This window comes from Trichocoleus sp. DQ-U1 (assembly GCF_039961925.1).
GTDB lineage: Bacteria > Cyanobacteriota > Cyanobacteriia > Cyanobacteriales > FACHB-T130 > FACHB-T130.
The window spans coordinates 54,784-79,896 of the sequence record NZ_JAMPKB010000003.1; the positions used below are offsets into that span (position 1 = coordinate 54,784).

The 25,113-nt window shown below is 48.9% G+C and carries 19 protein-coding genes; 8 read left to right on the forward strand and 11 right to left on the reverse strand.

Features of this window, described 5'->3' with window-relative positions; translation table 11 throughout:
- Nucleotides 1-490 precede the first annotated feature (490 nt).
- The 4 genes from NDI34_RS02010 to coaE all read left to right on the forward strand — a co-directional run bounded on the left by NDI34_RS02010 (nucleotide 491) and on the right by coaE (nucleotide 7,848).
- Nucleotides 491-4,483 carry a PAS domain S-box protein gene (locus tag NDI34_RS02010; protein WP_348231698.1) on the forward strand — a complete coding sequence of 1,331 codons (3,993 nt, stop codon included), beginning with the start codon at nucleotides 491-493 and terminating at the stop codon, nucleotides 4,481-4,483.
- Nucleotides 4,476-4,919: a response regulator gene (locus NDI34_RS02015; RefSeq protein WP_190683236.1), complete on the forward strand. Its 444-nt coding sequence runs from the start codon at nucleotides 4,476-4,478 to the stop codon at nucleotides 4,917-4,919. Before NDI34_RS02010 ends, NDI34_RS02015 begins: the two co-directional genes overlap by 8 nt.
- A 140-nt stretch (nucleotides 4,920-5,059) precedes the next feature.
- Nucleotides 5,060-7,261 carry an EAL domain-containing protein gene (locus NDI34_RS02020; protein ID WP_348231699.1) on the forward strand — a complete coding sequence of 734 codons (2,202 nt, stop codon included), beginning with the start codon at nucleotides 5,060-5,062 and terminating at the stop codon, nucleotides 7,259-7,261.
- Complete coding sequence (gene coaE / locus NDI34_RS02025; protein ID WP_348231700.1) at nucleotides 7,258-7,848, forward strand: dephospho-CoA kinase; 591 nt, start codon at nucleotides 7,258-7,260, stop codon at nucleotides 7,846-7,848. The genes NDI34_RS02020 and coaE overlap by 4 nt, the downstream gene beginning before the upstream one ends.
- Nucleotides 7,849-7,990: 142 nt before the next feature.
- On the opposite strand, the gene NDI34_RS02030 is transcribed toward coaE, so the two are convergent.
- From NDI34_RS02030 to NDI34_RS02045, 4 genes are all read right to left on the reverse strand, one after another.
- Nucleotides 7,991-9,388, reverse strand: coding sequence for a TldD/PmbA family protein (locus NDI34_RS02030; protein WP_190434077.1), 1,398 nt, complete (start codon nucleotides 9,386-9,388; stop codon nucleotides 7,991-7,993).
- A gap of 198 nt (nucleotides 9,389-9,586) precedes the next feature.
- The gene (locus NDI34_RS02035) at nucleotides 9,587-10,147 is read right to left on the reverse strand and encodes a signal transduction histidine kinase (STHK), LytS (protein ID WP_190536976.1); all 561 of its coding nucleotides are present in this window, start codon (nucleotides 10,145-10,147) and stop codon (nucleotides 9,587-9,589) included.
- A gap of 251 nt (nucleotides 10,148-10,398) precedes the next feature.
- A complete protein-coding gene (locus NDI34_RS02040; protein ID WP_190425946.1) occupies nucleotides 10,399-10,917 on the reverse strand; it encodes a BON domain-containing protein in 519 nt (172 codons plus the stop codon).
- Nucleotides 10,918-10,995: 78 nt separating this feature from the next.
- Nucleotides 10,996-11,679 carry a general stress protein gene (locus NDI34_RS02045; protein ID WP_242028870.1) on the reverse strand — a complete coding sequence of 228 codons (684 nt, stop codon included), beginning with the start codon at nucleotides 11,677-11,679 and terminating at the stop codon, nucleotides 10,996-10,998.
- Nucleotides 11,680-12,199: 520 nt separating this feature from the next.
- On the opposite strand from NDI34_RS02045, the gene NDI34_RS02050 reads away from it, so the two are divergent.
- The gene (locus NDI34_RS02050; protein ID WP_348231701.1) at nucleotides 12,200-13,762 is read left to right on the forward strand and encodes a hypothetical protein; all 1,563 of its coding nucleotides are present in this window, start codon (nucleotides 12,200-12,202) and stop codon (nucleotides 13,760-13,762) included.
- A 75-nt stretch (nucleotides 13,763-13,837) separates the two neighbouring features.
- Here NDI34_RS02050 and NDI34_RS02055 read toward each other — a convergent pair whose 3' ends face one another.
- Nucleotides 13,838-15,487 (reverse strand): alpha/beta hydrolase, encoded by a 1,650-nt coding sequence (locus NDI34_RS02055; RefSeq protein WP_348231702.1) that lies wholly within the window; start codon nucleotides 15,485-15,487, stop codon nucleotides 13,838-13,840.
- A gap of 400 nt (nucleotides 15,488-15,887) precedes the next feature.
- Here NDI34_RS02055 and NDI34_RS02060 point away from each other — a divergent pair, with 400 nt between their 5' ends.
- Nucleotides 15,888-16,172: a Dabb family protein gene (locus NDI34_RS02060; RefSeq protein ID WP_348231704.1), complete on the forward strand. Its 285-nt coding sequence runs from the start codon at nucleotides 15,888-15,890 to the stop codon at nucleotides 16,170-16,172.
- A 132-nt stretch (nucleotides 16,173-16,304) separates the two neighbouring features.
- Here the strand turns inward: NDI34_RS02060 and aspS are convergent, their stop codons facing one another.
- Nucleotides 16,305-18,110 carry an aspartate--tRNA ligase gene (gene aspS / locus NDI34_RS02065; protein WP_348231742.1) on the reverse strand — a complete coding sequence of 602 codons (1,806 nt, stop codon included), beginning with the start codon at nucleotides 18,108-18,110 and terminating at the stop codon, nucleotides 16,305-16,307.
- A 373-nt stretch (nucleotides 18,111-18,483) separates the two neighbouring features.
- Entirely contained in the window at nucleotides 18,484-18,789 is a 306-nt protein-coding gene (locus NDI34_RS02070) for a hypothetical protein (protein ID WP_190528200.1), read from the reverse strand.
- Nucleotides 18,790-18,996: 207 nt separating this feature from the next.
- Between NDI34_RS02070 and NDI34_RS02075 the strand changes: the two genes are divergently transcribed.
- Nucleotides 18,997-19,518, forward strand: coding sequence for an orange carotenoid protein N-terminal domain-containing protein (locus tag NDI34_RS02075; RefSeq protein ID WP_190413679.1), 522 nt, complete (start codon nucleotides 18,997-18,999; stop codon nucleotides 19,516-19,518).
- Between the two features lie 107 nt (nucleotides 19,519-19,625).
- On the opposite strand, the gene NDI34_RS02080 is transcribed toward NDI34_RS02075, so the two are convergent.
- The 3 genes from NDI34_RS02080 to NDI34_RS02090 all read right to left on the reverse strand — a co-directional run bounded on the left by NDI34_RS02080 (nucleotide 19,626) and on the right by NDI34_RS02090 (nucleotide 23,358).
- On the reverse strand, nucleotides 19,626-20,390 hold the full coding sequence (locus NDI34_RS02080; protein ID WP_348231705.1) for an ABC transporter ATP-binding protein: 765 nt from the start codon (nucleotides 20,388-20,390) through the stop codon (nucleotides 19,626-19,628).
- A gap of 76 nt (nucleotides 20,391-20,466) precedes the next feature.
- A complete protein-coding gene (locus NDI34_RS02085; protein ID WP_190413675.1) occupies nucleotides 20,467-21,684 on the reverse strand; it encodes an ABC transporter permease in 1,218 nt (405 codons plus the stop codon).
- A gap of 87 nt (nucleotides 21,685-21,771) precedes the next feature.
- Nucleotides 21,772-23,358 (reverse strand): efflux RND transporter periplasmic adaptor subunit, encoded by a 1,587-nt coding sequence (locus tag NDI34_RS02090; protein ID WP_190413673.1) that lies wholly within the window; start codon nucleotides 23,356-23,358, stop codon nucleotides 21,772-21,774.
- Between the two features lie 320 nt (nucleotides 23,359-23,678).
- Between NDI34_RS02090 and NDI34_RS02095 the strand changes: the two genes are divergently transcribed.
- A complete protein-coding gene (locus NDI34_RS02095; RefSeq protein WP_347276127.1) occupies nucleotides 23,679-24,563 on the forward strand; it encodes a tetratricopeptide repeat protein in 885 nt (294 codons plus the stop codon).
- Nucleotides 24,564-24,805: 242 nt separating this feature from the next.
- On the opposite strand, the gene NDI34_RS02100 is transcribed toward NDI34_RS02095, so the two are convergent.
- Nucleotides 24,806-25,039, reverse strand: coding sequence for a Nif11-like leader peptide family natural product precursor (locus NDI34_RS02100; RefSeq protein ID WP_190528204.1), 234 nt, complete (start codon nucleotides 25,037-25,039; stop codon nucleotides 24,806-24,808).
- Between the last annotated feature and the right edge of the window lie 74 nt (nucleotides 25,040-25,113).

The following is a 25,113-nucleotide window of genomic DNA, read 5'->3' on the forward strand; positions in this document are numbered from 1 at the left end:
GATTCGGCAAGGAAAATTAGCGCTCGCGTCTCAAATAGTATTCCCCGCTATATTTTCCTTTGCTGCATGGAAGCTATTAGTAAAAGTTATTTTATTGCGGCAACGCCATAGTAAAGAACCCTTAATTCGCCGGTTAGTGCTATACAGATTACCAGAAGGCAAAAATAAGGATTGAATGGGAAGATAGCACCTTCCCAGACTTGTGAAAATATTACTTTTCTCGGTCCCTTTGCCTCAATCGCTTTTTTTTCTAAAGAATATTGCTTGAATCGCTTTTGAGCTTGATATAGTGTTGTCCTAAATAATTTGTGAAGCGAGATTCCCGACTTTTTTAAAAAAGCTGGATAGCTGAAACACTAGCATCTCACAACTAAAATAGGATTGCTATATTAGGTTTCATCTCACCCCACTCTTTAAAAAGCCCTTAGCGAAGCGGCAGCCATTCACTGGGGTATAGCCTTGCTCCTGCATAAAAGGAAATTGTTGAAGAATGGGCTGGCCTAAGCGATCGCAATCAAAATTACCGAACTCTGTTGAACCGGGTTTGCGAAAAGCAAAAACATACGCATTTTCACTGCGATCGCGCCTCATCGGCTTGGTATTGCTGGTTGTCGTTCTGGTATTGGCGTTGATATACACAAACTTTGAGGAACGCCGACACCAAACAACTCAAATTCAGGCAGAGGCGCTACAAATAACTAGGCTGGCTACCGCTAACCAAGAGCGCTTGATTAACAGCCAAGGGATAATTTTAGCTCGCTATCCTAACCCCGAAACCTGGGTCGCGCAAGCCTCACCGGAAGCACCTTTGGTTAAAACGATGCTGACGCAAAAAAGGGCAGGCATGGTGGAGGCTTCCGGAGTGGATGGTGTAACGAGCTTGTATGCGATCGCGCCCTTGGAGGGCACTTGTAGAGATCAGGGCGATCGCTGCAACCTCTACGTGTCAGTGGGCATCCCCAAAACCGTCGCCTTTACTGCTGCCGATCGGCAGTTGCACCGCAACTTAGCAGGCATGGGATTAGTCGCCGTGTTAGCGATCGCTGCTACTTGGGTGGGTAGCGAGGTGTTGATGTTGCGTCGGGTGAAGGCGCTCCTGAAGGCAATGCAGCAGCTCTCAGAAGGCGATTTAAGCGTTCGTAGCGGGGTGTCTCACGGTTTTGGAGTCAGGGAATTGGCTGGTGCCTTTGACACGATGGCGGCGTCGCTAGAACGTTCTGAGCGCGATCGCCAGTCGGCAGAAACTGTTTTGCGAGAACGAGAAAAAAAATATCGCTCATTGGTGAACAGCCTGCCACAGGTGCTATTCCAGACTGATGAAGCCGGATATTGGACATTTCTTAATCCCGCCTGGAAAGAAATTACCGGCTTCGCCCTCGAAGAAAGTATTGGTAAGAATTTAATCGATTTTGTTCATCCGAGCGATCGCCCACAACACCGCGAAGAATTTCGCTCCCTCATTGAACGCCAGCAAGAATTTTATCGGTATCAGGCGAGATATCTGAGTGCAAACGGCGACTATCGCTGGCTGGAAGGACACGCCAAATTAACATTGGCTCCCGACGGGACAATTATCGGTACGTCCGGCACCCTGAGCGACATTACGGAGCAAAAACAGGCACAAGAAGCCCTGTTAACCACACATCAAACGCTGCAAGCGCTGATTGAAACTTCACCGTTAGCGATCGTAACGCTCGATGTTAATCGGAACGTCACCCTGTGGAATCCAGAGGCTGAGCGTCTTTTTGAGTGGAAATCAGCAGAAGTTGTCGGCTATCCGCTGCCGATTTTCCCCCCGGATCAACAGGAAGCGTTTCATGCCTTGCTTCAGGCTGACTTACATGGCGGAGGAGATCGTGGTAGCGGTGGCAGGGAATTCCGCAGCCAAAAGAAAGACGGCACCTTGATTGACGTTAGCCTTTGGACAGCCCTGCTGCAAGATGTCAATGGCAAGATGAGCGGCAGCATTGGCATCTTCGCCAATATTAGCGAAAGCCTGCGGCACGCTACGCTACGCAATCGCGCTCTGGAAGCGCTGCGGGAAAGCGAAACCCGTTACCGCCTCGTCGCTAAAGCCAGCAACGATGCAATCTGGGACTGGGATTTACTGACAAACCGCGTAGAGTGGAACGAATCCCTGCAAAAACTCTTCGGCTATGCGGAAACTGAAGTAGGTTTTGATGCCAGGTGGTGGTACGAAAATATACATCCAGAAGACAGAGAGCGGGTTGTCAGTGGGATTCATGCTGCAATTGACAGTGGAAGACAAATCTGGTCGGATGAATACCGCTACCGTCGCGCCGATAACTCTTATGCCTTAGCGAGCGATCGGGGATTTATCGTCCATGACGATAAGGGGAATCCAGTGCGGATGATCGGCGCGATGATAGACATCAGCGAAAGCCTGCGGCACGCTACGCTACGCAAGCAAGCTGAGGCGCTGATCGCAGGGCAAAAACAGGTACTCGAAATGATTGCCACCGGCGCAGCACTGGGTGATGTTCTGGATGTTTTGGCTCGGTTTATCGAGACCCAATCCGGTGAGGGCTTTTGTTCGATTCTGCTAGTTGACGAAAAAGAGAACAAGTTACGACATGGAGTCGCTCCTAGCCTTCCCGAAAGCTACACTCAGGCGATTGATGGTATCGCGATTGGTCCTGGTTTTGGTTGCTGTAGTAAGGCAGCGTATTTCGGTAAACCCGTGATTGTCTCAGATATTGAGAGCGATCGCCTTTGGGCGGATTTCCGAGATTTGGCATTAAGCCATCAACTACAAAGCTGTTGGTCTACGCCTATTTTTTCCAGTAACGGTAAGGTATTAGGCGTTTTTGTAATGTATCATCCCGACGCGAGGCGACCGAATCAGGATGAGTTATATCTGACCGAGATTGCGACCCAAATTGCGGGAATTGCTCTGGAACGCCAGCAAGCAGAGGCAGCATTGCAACAGAGTGAAGATCAACTGCGCTTGATTACAGATGCTTTGCCGGTGCTGATTGCCTATGTCGATTCGGAACAGTGCTATCACTTTAACAATCGGGCTTACGAACAATGGTTCGGCAAATCTCAGGCGGAAGTCATCGGACAGCCCATTAGAAAAATTTTAGGGGACTCGGCTTATCAGGCAATTCAGCCGTATGTCGAGGCAGCATTGTCCGGGCAGGAAGTAACCTACGAAAGCCCTATATCCTATGAATATGGAGGGATGCGTTGGGTCAATGCTACTTACCTGCCACATTTTGGGGAACACGGTGAAGTCAAAGGATTTATTGCCTTAGTCAGCAACATCACCGAACGAAAAGTGGCTGAGGAAGCGTTGCGGCAGAGTGAGGAACGATATCGTTCTTTGGCACGGGCGACCTCACAGATGGTTTGGACTTCCAACCCCCAAGGTGAGGTTGTGACGGATCAACCGGATTGGAGAGCCTATACGGGTCAAAGCGAGGCAGAAATACTAAGCTGGCACTGGCTAGATGCCATCCATCCAGACGATCGCGATCGCATTGCCGAGCAGTGGTCTAACGCTATCCAAACGAAAAGCCTCTATGACACTGAGTTTCGGCTGCGGCGTGCTGATGGTATTTACCGCTACTTCAATGTCCGTGGGGTTCCAGTATTATCAAAAGACGGCGATGTGCGAGAGTGGATCGGCACCTGCACCGACATTACCGAAAAAGTCCAGGCAGAGGAAGCAATTCGACAGTTGAACGCGGAACTTGAACAACGAGTCATCAAACGAACCGCGCAACTGGAAGCTGCAAATCAAGAGTTAGAAGCTTTCTGTTATTCCATCTCTCACGACTTGCGATCGCCCTTGCGTGCTATCAACGGATTTTCGCGGATTTTGCTGGAAGAATATCTAGAACAACTCGATCCGGAAGCCCAACGCTACCAGAAACTGGTGCGGGATAATGCTCAGCAAATGGGACAGCTGATTGATGACTTGCTGACATTTTCGCGCCTTTCGCGCCAGCCACTGAGAAAACAAACTGTAGCGATCGCTGATTTGGTACGTCAAGTACTGGCAGACTTATGGCACGAACAGCAAAATCGCCAATTTGAAATAAATATCGGCAATTTACCCGCCTGCGAAGGCGATCCTGCTTTACTTAAGCAAGTAGTTGTCAACTTGCTGACAAACGCTCTAAAATTCACGCGCGGTCGGGAAGTCGCCCAGATTGAAATTGGCTATCGTCATCAGTCATTTACGAATGACCCAGAACTAGAGACAAATGACTTTTCAACCACTGTCGTTTATTTCGTCAAAGACAACGGCGCAGGCTTTGATATGCGATACGCTCATAAACTCTTTGGCGTCTTCCAACGGCTGCATCGTGCGGAAGATTACGAAGGAACCGGAGTCGGACTCGCGATTGTGCAGCGCATCATCCATCGCCACGGCGGACGGATTTGGGCTGAGTCAGGCGTTAACCAAGGCACAATATTTTACTTTACCCTGGCAGAGGGAAATATTCATGAGTGAGCGCACAGCAGACTGTTTGCTGGTCGAAGACAATCCCAACGACCTAGAATTAGCACTTTATGCTTTGCGAAAGCACAACCTTGGCGATCGCATACAAGTTGCCCGCGACGGTGCGGAAGCCTTAGACTACATTTTCCGGACAGGTGCCTATCGCGATCGCTATCCGGAAAACTACCCCAAAGTCATTCTCCTCGACCTCAAACTCCCCAGAGTAGACGGCTTGGAAGTCTTGCAACGCCTCAAATCTGACCCCCAAACCCGCATGATTCCAGTCGTCATCCTCACCTCGTCAAACGAAGAACGCGACATCGTAGAAAGTTACCAGTTGGGCGTCAATAGTTATATCGTTAAGCCGGTGAACTTTGAACAGTTTACCGAAGCAGTGCAGCAATTAGGCTTGTACTGGCTGCTGTTAAACCAGCTGCCAAGCCGCTAGCATTCTTCAGGCTAAAAATTCTAAAAACCGCAATTAAATTTACGCTCAACACCTCATAATTCAGACTGCACGCTCTCTAAAAGCGAACAGTGGTGTAACCCCGCCCACGGCTCAATTCCCTTGCTTACAAGAAGATCATCATGTCCGCTCCGCTCCAGATTTTACTGCTTGAGGATTCCTTGGCTGATGCTGAATTAACTTTGCACGAACTACGTTTGGCTGGCTTTAAACCCGACTGGCAGCGTGTAGAGACAGAAGCCGATTACCTTGCCCAACTGCATCCCGGTATCGAGCTGATTTTAGCTGACTATAGCTTGCCTCAGTTTAACGCCCTCAGAGCGCTGCAACTTTTGCAAGAGCGCGGCTTAGATATTCCGTTCATCGTGATCACGGGCACGGTGAGCGAAGAAGTGGTGGTGGAGTGCATGAAGCAGGGGGCAGCAGATTATCTACTGAAAGACCGTCTGATGCGACTAGGATCGGCAGTAGCGCAAGCCCTACAAGCCAAACAAATGCGCGACCAAAAGCGGCAGTCTGAGGCGGAAAAAACCAGATTAATCGCCGCTTCACAAGAGAACGAGCAACGATTTCGAGCGCTGATCGAAAATGCGACCGACATCATCATCATTGTTAACGCCAGCGGTCAAGTGACTTATGTGAGTCCTTCTGTCAATCGGATTCTAGGATACGCACCCGATGGACTCATAGGCAAAAATGCTTTGACATTTATTCATCCAGAGGATGTGCTACTGGTTAAGCAAAGGCTGAAAAATTCGATTCAAAATCCCAATGTGACTCAGCGACTCGGTGAGTATCGCGTGCAGCATCGCAATGGCTCTTGGGGGATCTTCGAGGCAGTCACCACTAACCTCCTGAACGATCCGGCGGTGCAGGGGATTGTCGTCAACTGCCACGACATTACTGAGCGCAAGCAAGCCGAGGAGCAACTGCGACACCATGCGTTCTACGATTCGCTTTGCGGTTTGCCGAATCGGACATTATTTCTCGAACGCCTTGCCAGCCAAATCAAGCGTTCCCAAAGAGACAAAGACAGTTTATTTGCTGTCCTGTTTCTGGATTTGGATCGCTTCGAGATGGTCAAATATAGTCTGGGACACCTGGTAAGCGACCAACTGCTCATCGCTACAGCTCGCAAACTGATGACCTGCCTCCGTCCTACGGACACCCTAGCTCGGATTGGCACAGACGAATTTGCAATTCTGCTGGAGGATATTCACGATGTTAGCGATGCGATTCGCGTTGTCGAGCAGATCCAGGGGGAACTGAATTCGCCTTTTAACTTGGATGGGCGCGAAGTATTCACCACGACTAGCATTGGGATTGCCTTTGCAGGAAAGGGACAAGAGGGATGGGAGCCGGTTCGGAAAGCATCTGCCTCTATGCCGCTTTGTCCCTCTGCACCCTCTCACAATAACCTCTTGCCTCGTCCGCAAGACCTGCTACGGGCAGCCGACACGGCTATGTATCATGCCCGGTTAGAGGGTAAAGGTCGCTATGTTGTCTTCCATCGGGCCATGCATACCCTTGCCGTGGCACATTTGCAGTTAGAAACGGATCTGCGACGAGCGATTATCGCTACGGAATTTCAACTTTACTACCAGCCAATCGTCGAGCTGGCGACGGGTAAAATTAAGGCTTTTGAGGCTCTGGTGCGTTGGAATCACCCGACTCGTGGCATGGTTCCCCCAAGCGAGTTTATCCCTGTGGCAGAAGATACGGGTCTGATTATTCCCTTGGGTACTTGGGTATTGAACGAAGCTTGCCGTCAGCTAAAAGTTTGGCAGCAGCAGTATTCTACGACTCAGGGTTTGGCAATTAGCGTGAATCTCTCTGGTAAGCAGTTTTCGCAACCAAATTTGATTGAGCAGATTGACCGAATTTTGAGGAAGACTGGCTTGGATGGACACTATTTAAAGTTGGAAATTACTGAAAGCTGCTTGCTGGAAAATGCTGAAGCTGCTGCCATCCTGCTTTGGCAATTGCGAGATCGAAATATTCAATTATCGATTGATGATTTTGGTACGGGTTATTCATCCTTGAATTATCTGCACCGCTTTCCCGTTAATACATTGAAAATTGACCGTTCTTTTGTGAACCGGATGGGAGCGGGTGGCAAGGATGCAGAGATTGTCAAGGCAATCGTGGCGTTGGCTCATAATTTAGGAATGAGTGTGACGGCGGAGGGGATAGAAACGGCTCAACAGTTGGCACAACTCAAGGCATTGCAATGCGAACGAGGACAGGGATATTTTTTCTCGAAACCTTTAGATAATGGGGCTGCGGGACAGTTGATTTTGGCACAGTTGCAAGTTAATTCATGATGCGCGTTATTGGTCTGACGGGAGGCATTGGTACTGGCAAAACAACTGTCTCAAATTATCTTGCCAGTCACTACAATTTGCCGGTTTTGGATGCGGATATTTATGCTAGAGAAGCTGTAAAAGTGGGTTCGCCGATTCTCGGCGAAATTGTTAAGCGTTACGGAGCCGATATTCTGCTACCGGATGGAACGCTTGACCGCCGAAAGCTGGGCAATATTGTCTTTAATTCGCCCGAAGAGCGGCGTTGGCTAGAGCAACAGATTCATCCTTACGTGCGCGATCGCATGATTGAAAAAATGCAAGCACTCAACTCGCATCCGACTGTAGTGTTGGTGGTGCCTTTGCTGTTTGAAGTGGGGATGACGGCTCTGTGTACGGAAACTTGGGTCGTATACTGTTCCGAACAACATCAACTTCAGAGATTAATCAAGCGAGATCGCCTAACTTTAGAACAAGCGCAAGCCAGGATTACTAGCCAAATGCCCATTCAGGAGAAATGCGAGCGCGCTGATGTAGTTTTAGATAATTCTTCTACGCTTGAAGATTTGCTCAAACAGGTAGATACGCACTTAAAAATTAAAAATTAAAAATGTGGGAGTTGTTAGTGTCATGAGTTTTTTATCGCCTATATCTTGACGTCTTCTCTGTCTCTTGAAAGGAAGAATGCCGAGGTTTAGGTCATTCCAATCGTGAAAACTTCATGACACTGACGAAATTTCTAATTTTTAACTATTCTGCATCGCCTCCCACAATGACATTGCGAATGCGGAGACTTGGCCCACCACAACCAACTGGCAAGCCGTTCTGACCTCCCTTCCCGCAGCCGCCGGATTCATCCCAGTAGAAATCATCCCCGATCGCTTCAATATCCGCCAAGGTGCTGAAAACATTCCCCGAAAGCGTCACATCCCGAACGGGTTCGGCAATCTTGCCGTCGCGGATCATCCAAGCTTCAGCGGCGGAGAAAGTAAACATTTCTCCATTCGTCATACCACCCAGCCAGTTACGAGCGTAGACACCTTCTTTGATCCCTGCAAATAAATCCTCCACGGGCGTTGTACCCCGCTCAATCCAAGTATTCGTCATCCGAACAAGGGGGGGATAGTGGTAATTCAGACAACGGGCGTTGCCAGTGGGGGCTTCGCTCAGCTTTCCAGCAGTTTCGCGGGAGTGGAGGCGTCCAACTAAGATGCCATCCTTAATTAGCTGAGTCGTGGTAGCAGGCGTCCCTTCATCATCGTATAAGTAGCTGCCACGATGACCGGGAGGAGCAGCACCGTCAAAGATTTGCAGTTCTTTGGGTCCAAATCGGCGTCCCAGGGTCATCACTTCCAAAATATCCGGGTTTTCATAAGCCATGTCTGCTTCTGAAAGGTGCCCAAAAGCTTCATGGACAAATAAACCGCTGAGAATGGGGTCGATGACGACCGTGTAGGTATTGCCTTTCACAGGAGGCAGAGAGAGGGCGTTCACGGCGCGGAGAGCCGCACTCCGAACCTGATCGTCCAAATTAGTTAAGTCTTCGTAGGCTTTGCGGGAGCCAGTCGTTTCGCGTCCAGTTTGCACGGTTTCGCCATTCCGCGCAGTGGCGGCAAAGCGCATTTCCATATCTACCCAAGACTGCTCAATCAGCGTTCCGTCTGAGGTGGCGAGGATAATTCGCTGGGAACTGTCGCTGTAGCGCACAGAGGTGGTGGTGATTGAAGGGCTAGCGCTTTTGAGGATTTCAGTGTAGCGATCGCACAATTGCTTCTTGGTTTCCAGCGATATCTCTCGCGGATCGCTGCCTTCTAGGGGAAGTTGGCAAGTCGCCTGTACTGGCTCAATCGGAGCCAACAGGGTTTCTTCATCGCCAATAATCCGAGCGGCAGCGATCGCTTCTTCAATTCGGTCTGCTAAGGTAGAAAGCTGATTAAAGCTGGCAAAGCCCCAGCCGCCCTGGTAACAAGCCCGGACTTGTCCACCAATGGAGATGCCTTCAGTGAGGGTTTCGACCTTATCGCCGCGCAAAAAGATATCAGTTCCTTCGGCTTCTTCTATCCGAACTGCCAAATAATCGACTTGAGGTGAGTAACGAGCGATTAAGTCGGCGAGCAAGTTTTTGGCATCAGCCAGTAAGGTCGGCATTTGTCTTGCAGCAACATTGATAAACTGCTTCCATTGTGCAATTATTTGGTCGCACCTTGCCACTGGAAGCAGGAAACGAGGAGCCGGGGAGGTTATGGTAATCGATAGAGATACAAAATACGAAAACCCCTTTTCACTAGGAAAAGAGGTTTTTAAAGCCAGATGCACCTGTTACTACCTGGACAAGAATCTCTAATATCAAAGAGGCATTTCATTGATGGATGGCGGTGGTGATGCCGCAGCATCGTAAATTCTTAATTCTTGGACGTTCCAACGGTTGAGAATTGCTTCAGCTTGACGCACCTCTGCTTCTGTGCCCTCAACGATCAAGAAATAGTCCCCATGATGAATGCGATCGTTGTAAATTGCGGCTTGCTCATCAGGAATCCCGTAGCCAGTCAAGGCACCTAATAAGCCGCCTGCGGTTGCACCAATCACACCACTGGTTAAAGTAGTCGCTAAAGCCGTGGCTGCCACCCCAATAATGCTAATTGGCCCTAATACGGGAATGGCGGCAATGGTGCCTAGTCCCAGCGCCAAACCTAAGACGCCTCCGGCTGCACCACCCGCGATCGCGCCAAGGGTCGTTCCTTCTTGCGCTTTAGAAGTCGGTGGCGGGGATACTTGCTCAGGCTCTTTGTTGATTGCAGAAACCTGATTCATTGGAAACCCACCGGCTTTTAATTCCTGAATTGCGCCTTCTGCATCTTGCAAGCTGGAGAACACGCCAAAAGCTCGTTTTGGCTGAGTAAGCACCATTACCCTTTCCTCTCTAACTCTTTAGGGATCTATTCGTGGTTTTGCCACAAGCGAAATCAAATTACAGTTTCACCGTTATTACACAGGACTTATCAAGTTGCCCTGAACTAAAGCCCACTCTAGTAGTTCCAGCTTCACCGCTCAAACCCATGAAACGGATTGATTGGAGTTGTTTTATTCAGTGAAAACTGACTTGGGCTTTCAGCCAGGAAATTGATTTCCTGGTTTCCAGGCCCTAAGTCCTAGTAAAGTTAATTTTTCTGGGCTGGCGCAACTTTCGCTTGAACAGCTACTGTCTTAACACCCTTGATTTCCTTCGCCAACGGTTCTATTTTTGCCACTTGATCTGGCTTTTCTACAGTTCCTACAACTGTTACAGCTCCGTCTTTAGCATCAATTTCTAATTTGCTGCTGGGCAAGTTCGCTTCTAACTTGCTACGAACCTCGCTTTCCAAGTCGCTATCAGCTCTTTTTAGGGGGTCGCCAGCAGCATTATTACGTTGCTCGCGTGCCCGAATATCAGATTCTAGCTGTCTTTTGCGGACATCACTCGATGCATCGTTCTTCGCGCCTTGATCGGGTTGTGCTGAAGCATCAGCCGAGGGTGATGCTGGGGCACTGGCATTTGGACTGGCGGCTCCAGTTGCAGCAGGCGAAGAAGTCTGACTTGAATCAGAATCCGCTCCACCTGCCGTTTTCTCATTGTTGTCGCAAGCAGCAACACTCACTAACAAGACGCCACTAAACAGTAATGTTAAAAACTTGTTCATTTGTCAATTCCTCACTTCGAGCAGATAAGAGGTGGAAGTATTTTTCCTTCCACCCCATTCAATCGTTCTCAAATCAGCCTAAAGAGTCTGTTCCCGACGGTCGATAATTTGAACCGGGGTATCCGTGCGTGGAGTTGTATCAACTACTGGAGTTTGATAAGTACCACTGGGATCGGCAATATCAGATGTGCGAGTTGTCGTTGTAGTGGTTGTATTGGTGGCAGGAGCATCGTAGATACCCCAATCTTGAATTCCCCGATGACTGAGAATCGCTTCGGCACGACGGATATCGTCGTCGCTGCCGTCTACCATTACTAAATAATCCCCACGGGATACTCGATCGCTATAGTGTCTGGCTCTTTCTTCAGGAATTCCCAAACCGATTAATGCACCTAAAAGACTTCCTGCGGCTGCACCAATGGCACCGCCAGAAAGGGTTGTAGCAATAGCGGTGCCTGCTGCTCCCGCTAGCATGACAGGGCCAAGTCCCGGAATTGCCAAGGCTCCCAGACCAACGAGCAAGCCGGTTAGACCGCCCAAAGTACCGCCGGTGACGGCACCTGCTTTCGCACCTTCGTCGGCTTTATTGCCAACGCGATCGCTTACATCGGCACCAGCAATGTCGTTTCCTTTGTCCGCGTCACGAGCTACTACGGACACGTTGTCCATAGAAAAACCAGAATTTTTTAGTTCAGTCAGTGCTACTTCGGCGTCTCGATAGTTTGAAAATACGCCAACAGCACGCTTATGTTGTCCTAACATCAGTGTTTTCTCCGATTGCCACTGAACCTAACCAAATTGTGTTACTAACACAGCAGCATTAGTCTGTCAGTAACAGTTCAATTCTTGCTTTTTATTTGACCGAAGCCATCAATCTTCAGATATAACTTCAATCTCCAATTTTCTGTTTTTTTGCAATTCCCCATCTTCCTTAGGAATTAGATCGTTACTAATTGAGGGAGTTGCATCTTGACCGTCTGCTCTTTATTAACAATCTTTTTAGGGGTCTTCAACTAGCAAGTACAGTAAGAGTTTGAGAAACAAAAGCTTATTTTCTTAACAAAAAAACATATATTAGGAAACGCTAGTAAAAAGAAAACAAATAGTTAGAGTTCTGTAAACTGTTAAATAGGAAGCGCAAGAAGTGATAGACAAAAAAATATTTTCTCCTATTCAATGATTTTATTAAAAACAGAGGACTTTAATTTTTGGGTCAAAACAGGGAAGTATAAATAAGGTCTACTGGGTTGTTTTATCAAGTTGTCAGATTGAGGAGTTTCAGATGCGGTACTTATTATTAATTTTTGTGTCTTCCCTACTAAGCTTGGTGTCCGGACAGGCGATCGCGCAGGCAGAGTCCCAAAGGCTGGGTGTAAGCCGCCAAATCCCTTCGAGTTCAGCTTCGGATCAAAGTTTCTGGCCCCAAGCTCAGCGATTGGTACAAACTCAAATCAATTTAATTAATCGAATCAAAAGAGCGAGTGCGTCTCCCGAACCCTACCCGGCTTTTGCGGCGGAGGGGCAAATCCTCCTCCACCAGGGAGAAGTAGACCGCTTTCTCAAGAGCCAATATCCCAATCCTGCTTTGCTGTGTACCCGCACGAACGGCGTTACCCCGGCAGGCTCTAATTTAACCTTGGAGCAGGCGCAGGTGTACTGCGCTCTCTATGCTTCGACGCAGCAATTATTGCCCCTGCGTCCGGTGCTAGAACGGCGACAGTCCATTCTCGCTCCCACCAGAGGAAATCCTTTGGCAATTGGTCAACCGTCGATTTTGACCGTACCTCCTCAGCGTTTGGCGGTTCCAGTGCCCAGATTTCCCGCTCCGGAACCGCCAGTCGTTGGTGTAGCGGCAAAGACACCGATTTCTGGCTATCAGCCGCCAATTCAGCCAGCGATCGCGCCCTCCCAACAAACCGTGACAACCCTACAAACTGCCAAAAAGTTTTTGGGACAAGCTGTGGCAGCATTTCCCCCCTCCGCCCGTTTTACTGATATCGCGGAAACGTACCAATTAAACGAACGCAACTCTTACGCCCTATATCGGCAAGAGCCAAGCCTGTATAGCGAATTTCTTTCTCAGCCCAACACCGGCATTGCCCGCGTTTTACCATCTGAGGCTTACCGTCAACAACTGAATCCGCTAGGAAATCGGCTCTCGCCCAGCGTAGCAGAGCGTTTCCCATTTCCAGCCTTGCTGCAAGGGGTGGGCGGCGGTAGCGATGAGGAATCTACTCCCTCATCGGTGCGAGTTGGTCCTGGGGAAGAATTTACTCCGCGCTTTGCGGTTCGGATGGAAGGTAGTAACTTTGAGATTGCCCAGCAAGGGCTGGATTATGGCTTCATGGTGGATTTGGGAGAAGTCCCCTTAGAAAACCTCGATCCCACCTTGAAGAAAGTCCGCGCCTTATCGCCGCAAACACGCCAGTTTTTCCTGAATTATCGTCCGCCGAATCAGTTGGCATCGATTCAGGTAGATCGACAGCGGTTTATCACGGGAAAGCTGGGTCAGGTGGCTTTCAGCGAACCCGTGCAACAGACGAGAGCGATCGCATCCTCGATCGACCGCCTCTCTCCAAATGCACCAGCGATGCTGAACCACACCTACTTAATGCGATTAGTCCAATTCCAGGTGCCGGAAGTGGTTCAGACGGGAGGTACCGTTTCTAGGGAACAACGCCGCTATCTTGACCAAATTTTAGAATTGCCCAGTAGCGATGTCCTGGTCGCCTTCCGTCCCGTCAGCCGCCGCGCTGATGGCAGTTACACGGTTTTATGGCAAGTGCTAACTCAGTTTCCAGATCCCCAGATTGAAGATGTGGAAAAGTACATCAAGTTGCAGTAGTGGGTAATCGGTGATTTTATTTCGAGCCAAGGTGCAAAGAAGTTATTCTTAGCGTCTTTGCGTCTTGGCGCGAAATTATCTCTTGGATTGATTCTCAAGAAAATCGTCCACCACGGCTTGTGCTTCCGGTGGAATCTCAGTGACGAGACGAATCGGGAAAGCATCGGTTGAAGCCAACTGAGCATATTCTGGGGTGAGGAAAATTGCGTACTTGGCAGCATCATCGGTGAGTTGTCCTGCCATTGCCAGCGCGATCGCTTTCATGTAGCTGCGGATGGCAACTGCTTGTTCGCCGACGATTTCCCCGCCCGTGTAAAGTGTATTTGGTTGTCTCGCTTGATCTTGGGTAGTGCTAGGATCTTTCACACTTAAATGGGTGCTTCCCACTACACCCACCAGCCATTTTGGAGCGGGTATTTTAGAAAATCCAATAATTTGTTCGGTTAAAGCCGGAGTCGTCTTATCGGCGGAAGCGGCTTCAATTAAAGTGGGGACTTGCACGGCGCTTAAACCCGTTTCGCCAAAGAGTAAAGACGTCGTGGGATTGAACGCGATTGCTGCTTTGACTCTGGGATCTCGCAGTTGATAGCGGTCTTCTGGAAGCCCACTAGCAAAACACTGGGAAGCTTCCCCAAGATTGAAGGAAATCACGTTACCTTTACAGCGCTCTTTTAAAGACGCTAGTTGCAACTCGGCACCCGCAACCGATAACGCTGTACTACCCCCCAGAGAATACCCGATTACCATGACGCGATCGGGTGCTAGTTTCCCTTGAAGTTCCCCTGCTTGATTCAGCTTTTCTAGTTCGTCGATAACAAAACTGATATCTTTAGGACGATTCAAAAACTCCTGAGCATCCAACAAAGGAGCTTTGCCTCGAACTACCTGCTTCACATGACTTTCGTTACTCCCAGGATGTTCTAAGGCTGCCACTACATAGCCATAGGATGCCAAATGCTCTGCCAGGTAGCGCATATCAGTGCGAACCGAACCTAAGCCATGCGATAGAACAATCATCGGCTTAGCCGGAGAAGCCGCTTCCGACCAGTAAACATCAAGGGGAATTTCCCGGCGGCGCTGGGTATCATTGAGTTTCAAGTTCAGCACCTGCACGGATGCCGTTCCCGGTAGCGTGGGATCGAAAGGTAAATTAAGTTGGGGGCGCTTGACAGTCAGTTGGGGGGCAATCTCTGCCATAAACCACTGAGTTTGCCAAAAAGCGCTGTTAAAATTTTCGACAACTTTAAACGCCCGACTTAAGTCTATATCAAGCGTTTGACGGGGATAAGCTTCGATAAAGCTGAGTAAAGACAGTCCTTCTGGTGCCCTAGCCCCTAATACGAGTCCCGATCGCACATCTAGCACTCCGACATTATCCTGACGCGATGTTGTGCTAGCCAAAGAAGATGCGATCGCGCTACCAATCTGAGTATCGAGTAACCGACTCACTTGCAGAACATCAATATCAAATTTTGCCCTTAGCGCTGATAAAATTTGGCTTCGTTGTTGAGAAGACAGGTTTCTTGCAAAACTTCTCAAAGACGATGGGACAGTTCCCGTTTCCGCAAGCTGGCGGAGATCCGCGATATTAATGGATTCAGTAGAGGAGCCTTTCCGAACCACGATGGTTTGAGCGGCTTGTACAGAAGGGGTCGCGCCGCTGATGTAGGCGCAACCACTGAGGACGCTGATAACTGACAACAGCCATCTCAAGCGCGATCGCATGAATATTTCTCCTTGTTTGTGCTTTTTGGCTATCTACTTGCAATTATTGTAGGGGCGCACGGCTGTACGCCCCTATAGATGTATACCGTGCAATTTATTCTTCACAGGCACGAAGCGGATGACGTTAGGTTGTAGCCTTTGTCTGTACAGCCGCGACTTTCAACCATAGAGCAAGTGCAGCAAGCAGCTCACAAGCAGCAGAATAATTGAGAACCATTTGGTCTTGCGAGTGAATTTGTTGAAGACAGCAAGCACCCAAAGAAGCAGGATTAAGGGGCGAGCGCTTGTGACAGAATTTTATTGAGAGCGATCGCGTCTGGCTGTATGTTCTTTCTGTTCCCAGCTAAGCTTTTAGAGACTCTGCTATCAGTAACCTAAGCAAATGCCTCAGATTCAACACATGGTTCTGCTCAAATTTAAACCAGAAATAACGCAGGAAAAGGTTGCAGATTTGTTAAACCAACTGGGTGAACTTCAGCAATTAATTCCAGGTATTACCTACTATGCTGGGGGAGCCTATTCTAGTCACGAGGGGCTGAACCAGGGCTATAACCACGGATTTTTGATGACATTTGAGAGCGCGGATGCCCGCGATTTCTATCTGCCGCATCCCGAACACGAACGAGTGAAGTCTGCGATATTAAAATGCTTAGATGATTTCATCATCTTTGATTTTGAAGCTTAATAGTCTTTGAAGAGATTGGGACGATAGGGAAGCGATCGCTATCTTTTCCTCACGCCTCTGTTTCCCTTTCCCAAAATTTTAAAGGCGCACAATTCATTGTGCGCCTCTAAATCTTGATTGCGATCGCGCGAGTTACTGCTTGTCTTTTTCGCTGGATTTCGGCTTGTAGGTCGAAGCAACGTGCAATTCCTTCAACTGCTTTCCATCGACACTAGAGGGCGCATCGGTCAATAAACAACGAGCCTGCTGTGTTTTCGGGAAAGCAATCACATCCCGAATCGATTCTTCCCCTGCTAAGAGCATCACCAAGCGGTCTAAACCGTAGGCAATTCCCCCGTGTGGCGGCGTGCCGTATTCAAATGCCTCTAGGAGAAATCCAAACTTGGCATACGCTTCCTCTTTCCCTAAGCCAATGGCTTCAAACACCTGCTCTTGAACCTCGCGCTGGTAAATCCGCCGACTTCCACCGCCAACTTCCACGCCATTGAGAATCAGGTCATAAGCTTGCGCCCGTGCCGTCTTCAGGTCGTGCAAATCATCGGGATGGGGAGCCGTAAACGGATGATGCAGCGCTTCTAGGCGCTTCTCATCCGCATTCCACTCAAACATGGGGAAGTCTGTCACCCAAAGCAGGTTGTTTTTGTCAGGATCGATGAGTCCTAGTTCGCGACCAATCACCTGGCGCAATCTGTCTAGGGTTTTATTAACCGTATTCGTATCGCCCGCACCAAATAGCAAAAGATGACCGGGTTTTGCACCTGTGCGACTTAGCAATTCTTGTTTTTGCGCTTCGGTGAGGTTGTCTTTAATCGCGCCAATGGTGTCGAGTTCGCCGTCATCTCGCACGCGAATATAGGCAAGACCCTTAGCACCGGCTTCGCTAGCTTCTTTAAATAGGTCGCCGCCTGGTTTAATCCGCACGTTGGAGAAGGCGTCGTTTCCGCCAGGAACGGGCAATACTTTGACGATACCGCCAGAGGCGACAGCGCCGGAAAATACCTTAAACCCAGAATCTTTCAGCAAATCGGAAACGTTGACAAGTTCTAAGCCAAAGCGGGTGTCTGGTTTATCGCACCCGTAGCGATCCATCGCGTCTGCATAAGTCAGGCGCGGGAAGGGACGGGGTAAGTCGATGCCTTTGACCGTTTTGAAGATATGGCAAACTAAACTTTCGTTGAGCTGGAGAATCTCTTCTTGAGACATGAAGCTCATCTCCATGTCTAACTGAGTAAATTCTGGCTGTCTGTCTGCGCGTAAATCTTCATCCCGGAAGCAACGAGCAATCTGGTAATAGCGGTCGTAGCCGGATACCATCAGCATTTGCTTAAATAGCTGCGGCGACTGAGGAAGCGCATACCACTCGCTAGGATTGACGCGGCTAGGTACGAGGTAATCCCGTGCGCCTTCGGGCGTCGATTTGGTGAGAATCGGCGTTTCTATTTCGATGAAGTTTTCGGTATCTTCTAGGTAGCGACGGATGGCTTTGACGACTTGGTGACGCAACTGGAGGTTGCGAGTCATGCGATCGCGTCTTAAGTCTAGATAGCGATACTTCAGGCGCAAGTCTTCGCGCAGGGATTCTGTGTCTCCCGCCCCTACTTGGAAGGGCAGCTGCTTGTATACCTGATTGAGCAGTTCAATTTTGTCTGCGTAAATTTCAATTTCGCCAGTCGGGAGGCGAGGATTGAGCGAGTCTTCGGGACGTTTGCTGACTCGACCTGTAATTCTGAGGACGTATTCATTGCGCTGGTTTGCCGCCTCTGCGTAAGAGTCAGGCGTCCGCACTGGGTCGCTGATAATTTGAACGATGCCGGTGCGATCGCGCAAATCTAAAAATATCACCCCCCCGTGGTCGCGGCGACGGTCTACCCATCCACACAAGGTGACAGTTTGTCCAATATGTTCGCTTCTAGGTTCGCCGCAGTAATGGGTTCGCATGGTTGCCGATCGAATGCTTGCTGAAAGATTGGGATTTAAAGGTAACAAAATGTGAAAGCTTTGCCCATTATCCTGCATTCTTTGTAATTCTGTTCAAACTGCTAGGGGCTGAACCTACCGAACCCCTAACAATTCCTGACATTGGTACCAAAATAACTAAAGCTCAACCAACGCTTGGTTGAGCCATATTTTTGCATTTTTAGCGATTGGGATACGTCGCAGTGACCCTAAACTAGCCTAGAGCCGAATCATTGCGGCATCGTCTACGCGATCGCTATCCTGATTTTTTTTAGTGAATACGGCTTTACTTCCCTGGTTTACCCAGTCCTATCGCTTTTTCCACGATTTATCGCTTTTATTGGCTGTTTTTTTCTTAAGCTCTAGGATTGACATCCTTCGCCATTTCCCGGAAGTCGTCCGGATTGCTATGAGCCTCTGGTGAGGATTTCATCTCTGTTGGCTGGGGCATTTTCCGGGCAGCACCTGTTGCAGCTTCAGCCGCTTGGGCACCAGCACCACTCTGGTCAACTTCACTAACGCTAAATTCTTTTGATGCTGCGTAGTCAGCGTCGAAATCGACACTTTGCGTTGCTTCTTCACCTGCAACCATGCGTTCGGCAGCTAGCTGGGCATCTTGAGTTGTCGCTTGATTCGGATCGGGTTTCACTTCTTCAGTCATAAGTAACTCCTATTTATTTAGACTTTTTTATCTGCAATTTAGATTTTAAAGGAGCGATCCCCGTTCCTCTGACCCTCTTGAGATAGATCCTTAGCCAACTCTCAATCTGCAAAACCGAGTGAGTCAAACTCTCTCTCTTGGAGGGCGATTTTAACCCACCAAGTTTGCAACTCTTGGAAATATTAACCTCACTGTCGGATAAAATTTATGACTACAAACCAAAAATCTCAAGCTCTTTCCAGTGAAACTCAAAAAGTGGTTGAGGCTTTTGAAGCGTTGAACACGGATGACAAACTAGCATGGTTTTATTACGTTTATGAAAAGATGGGAGATTCGATTACTCCCGCTGCCCCAACTGCAACCGATCCAGAACTGGCTCCGAAGCTGTTAGGAGAATTTTTTGATTTGGATGACGATCGCCAGTTGGCAATTATGCGAGAAATTGTCAATCGCGAAAACACAGAATATTCCCATGCTTATGGGGCTTTGAAAGAGAATAATCAGTTAATGGTTTGGTATGCTTGGGCGCAGGGTATGGGTGATACGGTCGTAGATGTGCCCTCGGACTACCAAGCAAATAACCCCGTTAACGACCTAATGGGTCAAATTGAAGGTCTTGACTTTGAGGGACAAATTTCCATGTTCCGGACAATCGTTAGCAACATGGGCTATACGGACGTGAAGCCAATTCCCTCTCAAGCTGAAACTGGTAAGACTGCCAGCCTGTAAATTATTTCCTTATGCGATCGCAGGGGCGTATAGCCGTGCGTCCCATGATTTAATCCGAAATGCCATAAAAGAAGAGCGTTCTTGGGATTGAACGCTCTTTTTTGCAATTAAGAAACGGCGACTTTTCCAATATCGCCTGGGGTCAGATGGGAATGCAGCACTTGTCCATCGCGGAACCAGACGATGCGTTTGGTGAGACGGGCAACTTCGGGTTCGTGCGTAACCATGACCACAGTGATGCCGCTGGTATTCAGTTCTGTGAAGATGTCCATCACTTCTTCGGTCGTTTTGGAATCCAGTGCGCCAGTGGGTTCATCAGCAAGCAGCAAGACGGGTTTGTTGACAATCGCACGCGAGATCGCGACCCGCTGCTGTTGTCCCCCAGATAGTTGATTCGGTCGATTATTCAGTCGATGCTCTAAACCAACGCGAGTCAGAGCAACGGTTGCTCTCTGGCGTCTTTCAGCACTCGGAATACCCGCATAAACCATCGGTAGCATGACATTTTCTAACGCTGTTAGTTGTGGCAAGAGATGGAATTGTTGAAACACAAAACCAATCTTCCGATTGCGAATTCCCGCTAAGTCAGCATCTTCTAGAGAGGACACATCTACGTTATCTAAGTAATATCGTCCGTCAGTGGGTCGGTCAAGACAACCAATAATATTCATCGCAGTGGATTTGCCCGATCCAGACGCCCCCATAATCGCGCAATATTCGCCCTCCTCTACAATTAAGCTCACACCAGCAAGGGCGCGAACTTCTGTATCGCCGACGCCGTAAACCTTGGTGACATCCTCTATACGAATGACGACAGGTTTTTTTGAAGGATTAAGGGCTGAGGACTCAGGAGTGAGTTGTTGATTGCTCATTGAAGGATTGAAGAATTGCTAACTGTTCAAACGCCCTTAGTTATGAACGATGAACCATGAACATTGTTCGTGCATTTTAAGCACTCCGCAAAGCCACAATTGGGTCAAGTTTAGCGGCTCGTCGTGCCGGGACGACGCCAAAGAATAGCCCAATCCCGCCGGAGACACTGACAGCAATAACAATTGCCACGGGTGAAATGCCAGCTTTCAGAGGGGTGAAAGCGCTGACGAGCGAGATCCCGCCAACGCCAATCAGAGTCCCTAATAAGCCACCCGCCGCTGAGAGAATTACCGCTTCGATGATGAATTGAATCAGGATATCTTGCTCTCGTGCGCCAATCGCCTTGCGAAGCCCGATTTCTTGGGTGCGTTCGGTGACGGAGACGAGCATAATGTTCATGACGCCAATGCCTCCGACAAACAGGGAAATAGCAGCGATCGCAGCTAACATGAAGGTCAAGCCGCTAGTAATCGTGTTTACAATGCCCAAAAGGTCTTTTTGACTGCGAACGGTAAAGTCATCTTCACCGTTGATTTTGTGCCGTAGCCGCAGCAGATTTGCCACCTGAAATTGAGCGGCTCCAATGCTGGCTTCGTCTTTGGCGGAGATAGAGATTGCTGTCACTTCAAGACCATAGGGAGACGTATTTCCCACGATCCGATTCGCTAGGGTGGTGATAGGTAAATAAGCCGCTTCATCCGGATTATCTCCCAGCGCCGAACCTTTGGGTTTCATCACGCCAACAATTTGAAAGCTGATATTTTTAATCCGCAGTTGTTGCCCGATCGGATCTTGATTGTCAAATAATTTATCTGCTAATTCTGACCCCAGGATGACAATTTGATTACTCCGCTTAATATCAAGATCGGTAATAAATCGTCCTCGATCCACATCAAAACTTCTCGCTGAGAGATACTCTGGCGTTGTCCCGAGAACCAAGGTAGTGGTGTTTTTGCTGCGGTAGGTAACTAATTGTCTGGAATTGATCTGGGGAGCGACATCTTGGATGGAAGGCACCTGAGACGCGATCGCTCTGGCATCTTCAAGAACTAGCGTTTTCGGTACCTCAAAGGTCGTATTCCGAGTTTTCTGGGAACCAGGAACCACAAACAGCACGTTTGGCCCCAACGACTCAAACTGTTCGGCGGCTAACCTTTGCGCTCCTTGTCCAATTCCCACCATCGCAATCACCGAGGCATTGCCAATCATAATGCCGAGCATGGTGAGACTGCTACGCAGTTTGTTTGCTACCAGCGTCGTGGCAGCCATTTTGACGCTTTCTACAATATCCATATTCGGTAATCGGTAATTGGTAATCGAGAAGGGGTAATCAGAAACCTGACTAATGACTAATTAGCTATTACCCATTACCAACTCTCCTTATTCCTCTGGCTTAGGTTTGCTATCTTTGGGCAAATCGATGAATACGCGATCGCCTTCGTTGATACCATCTAAAATCTGTGTTTGGTTTTCAATCGATGGGCCAATCGTCACCGCTTTAAACTGGGGTTTGTTCTCCTCATCAGGGACTAATACACCCGTCTTTCCTTTCTCGGTGACAATTGCCACGGTGGGAACGACCAAGGCATTATTCGCAGGTTTACCCAAAAAAGTCAGGTCAACATTCATTCCCGACCGCAGTTGTTCCTTACCCGTTTCCAGAGCGACCCGCACCTGAAAAGACGTGACATTTTGCTCGACCACCGCTTCCGGCGCAATCAGCTTGACCTTGCCTTTAAACACTTGGTCGGGATAGGCATCTGCCACAATCTCAACCGGCTGTCCTTGGGTAATTTGCCCAACATCAACCTCTGGGACTTTCGCCAGAATTTCTAAATCCCTGGCAATAGCAACAATTGAAGTCGAGGTAGCGGAAGCCGTAGTGGAAGCAGAAGTTGTGGGAGTAACGAAAGCGCCTTCTGTGGCGTATTTCTGCGTCACAATCCCCGAAAAGGGAGCGATGATTACCGTGTCGGAGAGCTGGACTTGCACCGCCTGCATCGAAGCTCTGGCGGCGTCAGCGGCTGCTTTTAACCCAGCAATCTCCTCTCGGCGCGTCCCATTTTCTAACTGTCGCAGAGCCGCTTGCGCTTCTGCAACATCCGCTTCTCGCTGGGAAATTTCCTCGCTGCGACCACCCTTTTGGCTTTGCTGCAAGGCAGATCGCGCTTCTGCTACTGCCGCTTGACGCTGCTGGATTTCTTGGCTAGTGCGGTTTTTGAGTTGCTCCAACCGTCGTTGGGCTTCTCTCAGGTTGGCGCTGGCATTGCGGTACTCTGTCAGCACCTCATCCAGCTGGTCTTTAGAAATGGCTCCTTGAGAAGCGAGCTGTTGATTGCGATTGGCTCGTTTTTGTGCCAATTCTACCCGCGCTTCGGCGGCAGAGATTTGAGCTTCGGTCTGGGCAATTTCTTCAGGACGACCAATTTGTACCGATGCTAGATTCGCTTCGGCTTGCTCCAGACGAGCTTTGAATTGGGCAATTTCTTCGGGACGACCCACCCGCGCCGCAGCTAAACGAGCTTTCGCTTGCTCTAGACGGGCTTTTGCCTGATTGATTTCTTCGGGACGGCTCCCCGCTTGTGCTTGTTGCAGTTTGGCTTGAGCTTGCTCCAGATTGGCTTTGGCTTGAAAGAATTGAGCCTGAAGCTGGGAATTCTCCATTTGGGCGATTTTTTGCCCTTGCTGGACTCTATCTCCCTGCTCGACGTATAACTTTGCCAAACGCCCAGATGTTGGAGGGCTGAGATTGACGCTTTGAACGGGCACGACGGTACCGCTAGCGATAATCCGTACTTTCAAGGTTTGCGATTTAACAGGTACGGTCAGGCTCTCAATGTCTAGTTTGGGCGTTGCCCGACCCATGATGAAATAAGTGGTAGAGCCAACTACCAAGATGCTAGACGCTATCAGCCCAATGACCCACCGAGAAGGGTTCTTGACTTTGCTTATTAGTGGAAGTTGCATTCGCGTAGTTTTTAAGTCCGGTAGTACGAATGAACAGACTGCTCAATGAGGGTATTTTTAATGACGATGGGATTCAGCTTTAGCACCAAGGAGTCACACTCAACTGTATTTATCTACAGCAAGTTGCTTATTGTTTCCCTATTTTAGCGAGTTTGAACTTCCTGACGGATTGAACCTTGTTTAGTGTTTCCCGTCAATCCGTTATAGCGATCCCCAAATTGACGTGTGGCTTTGCTCTCGATTTCTGCTACGGTCAGTTAAATTATTGGTAAGGTTGCTGAACATTTCTTCTCTTCGCATTATTTCTTTGAGGCTGCACCGTGCCTAAACGTTTTTCGATATTCCCGCTTCTTGTTTTCCTTGGTTTAGGGAGCGTTGCTCTCCCCGCCTCTGGGCAAGCACTCGTGCCCTATACGCTACAAATGGAGTCAAAAGAGCTAGAGCAGCAGGGCTTGAACCTGGCACAAGATGCGGCTCAGCTAGCGCGATTCCAACAATACGATCTAGCATTGCCCAGAGCGCGATTGGCGACTCAGCTGGCTCCCACCAGTTATCAAACCTGGTTTTTACTGGGGAGTTTGTTTTTGCAAGCGCAGGAGGTAAATAACGCCATTGATGCCTTGCAACGGGCGAGAACCCTTCAACCCAACGAACCGGGGATTCTATTTGCTCTGGGAAGCGGGCACTTTCAGCAGGAAAAGTATCAGGAAGCTGTTAGTGTTTTGCAAGCTGGGTTAAAGATCAAACCCGATGTCCCGGAAGCTTTGTTTGATTTAGGCAATGCTTACTACAAACTGAAACGGTTTCCAGATGCGATCGCTCAGTACCAAAAGGCGGTTGCTAAGGAAAAGAAATTCTGGCCTGCAATTAATAATATTGGGCTAGTTAAGTACGAAATGGGCGATATAGATGGGGCGCTTAGTGAGTGGCGTTCCGCTAGCTCTCTCGATAAGGAGGCGGCAGAACCCCGGTTGGCGATGGCGGTGGCGCTGTATGCGAAGGGCGATCGCGAACAGGGTTTGTCTTTGGGAGAGGCTGCGATTCGGTTAGACAGTCGCTACGCCGATGTAAAATTTCTCCAAGAAAATCTTTGGGGCGATCGCTTGCTCACAGAAACGAAAAAGTTCCTGTTAACTCCCAGAATTCAGGAAACAATTGCCCAAAATGACAACGAACCTCGACAACCGCAAAACGCCCCTGAGTGAAGCATGAAGAATAAAGGACGAAGGATAAGATTTTATCCTTCGTCCTTTATTTTTTTGCGGGTAGTTTTAAACGTAAAGGCATAGAAGCTCAGGACAAACCCACAGACACTAGATAGGGTGTAGGGTCTACGCCAAATGCATCGAGAGGGTCAACAGCTTGCTGTTTACTGTGAATGCCCGATTGCTTCGCTGTTTTACTTCCGCAGTGCGATCGCGCTTAGGAGCATCTCTGCGACAATACACTAAATCCAGTTAACCCTCCGCAGCCAAGGCCAAACGCCTGTCTGCCTTCTCAAGATGACACCTTCACTATGTTCTTTGACGACATCCTTCAATTCTTCAGTGGTCAAGGCGTAGCCTAATTCACGAGCAACTTTTACGAATTCCTCTGGACTAGCTACTTCTTGGAATTTTTCGCGTAAACCTGGATCGTAGGTAGCAGCTTCCAGAAATTGACAGGCACTTTCTTTAGACATTTTGACAATCCCCCTACTCTACTGTGTCTTTTTTAGTTCATGCACTATAGCCATTTTAATCGTGCGCTATACTG

What these genes read in the sequence shown, in the direction of transcription:
- NDI34_RS02015 (WP_190683236.1), top strand. Translation starts at nt 4,476, where the DNA reads ATGAGTGAGCGCACAGCAGACTGTTTGCTGGTCGAAGACAATCCCAAC.
- NDI34_RS02045 (WP_242028870.1), bottom strand. Translation starts at nt 11,679, where the DNA reads ATGTTAGGACAACATAAGCGTGCTGTTGGCGTATTTTCAAACTATCGA.
- NDI34_RS02030 (WP_190434077.1), bottom strand. Translation starts at nt 9,388, where the DNA reads ATGCCGACCTTACTGGCTGATGCCAAAAACTTGCTCGCCGACTTAATC.
- aspS (WP_348231742.1), bottom strand. Translation starts at nt 18,110, where the DNA reads ATGCGAACCCATTACTGCGGCGAACCTAGAAGCGAACATATTGGACAA.
- NDI34_RS02010 (WP_348231698.1), top strand. Translation starts at nt 491, where the DNA reads ATGGGCTGGCCTAAGCGATCGCAATCAAAATTACCGAACTCTGTTGAA.
- NDI34_RS02040 (WP_190425946.1), bottom strand. Translation starts at nt 10,917, where the DNA reads ATGAACAAGTTTTTAACATTACTGTTTAGTGGCGTCTTGTTAGTGAGT.
- NDI34_RS02055 (WP_348231702.1), bottom strand. Translation starts at nt 15,487, where the DNA reads ATGCGATCGCGCTTGAGATGGCTGTTGTCAGTTATCAGCGTCCTCAGT.
- NDI34_RS02085 (WP_190413675.1), bottom strand. Translation starts at nt 21,684, where the DNA reads ATGGATATTGTAGAAAGCGTCAAAATGGCTGCCACGACGCTGGTAGCA.
- NDI34_RS02100 (WP_190528204.1), bottom strand. Translation starts at nt 25,039, where the DNA reads ATGTCTAAAGAAAGTGCCTGTCAATTTCTGGAAGCTGCTACCTACGAT.
- NDI34_RS02035 (WP_190536976.1), bottom strand. Translation starts at nt 10,147, where the DNA reads ATGGTGCTTACTCAGCCAAAACGAGCTTTTGGCGTGTTCTCCAGCTTG.
- coaE (WP_348231700.1), top strand. Translation starts at nt 7,258, where the DNA reads ATGATGCGCGTTATTGGTCTGACGGGAGGCATTGGTACTGGCAAAACA.
- NDI34_RS02060 (WP_348231704.1), top strand. Translation starts at nt 15,888, where the DNA reads ATGGTTCTGCTCAAATTTAAACCAGAAATAACGCAGGAAAAGGTTGCA.
- NDI34_RS02090 (WP_190413673.1), bottom strand. Translation starts at nt 23,358, where the DNA reads ATGCAACTTCCACTAATAAGCAAAGTCAAGAACCCTTCTCGGTGGGTC.
- NDI34_RS02070 (WP_190528200.1), bottom strand. Translation starts at nt 18,789, where the DNA reads ATGACTGAAGAAGTGAAACCCGATCCGAATCAAGCGACAACTCAAGAT.
- NDI34_RS02075 (WP_190413679.1), top strand. Translation starts at nt 18,997, where the DNA reads ATGACTACAAACCAAAAATCTCAAGCTCTTTCCAGTGAAACTCAAAAA.
- NDI34_RS02080 (WP_348231705.1), bottom strand. Translation starts at nt 20,390, where the DNA reads ATGAGCAATCAACAACTCACTCCTGAGTCCTCAGCCCTTAATCCTTCA.
- NDI34_RS02050 (WP_348231701.1), top strand. Translation starts at nt 12,200, where the DNA reads ATGCGGTACTTATTATTAATTTTTGTGTCTTCCCTACTAAGCTTGGTG.
- NDI34_RS02020 (WP_348231699.1), top strand. Translation starts at nt 5,060, where the DNA reads ATGTCCGCTCCGCTCCAGATTTTACTGCTTGAGGATTCCTTGGCTGAT.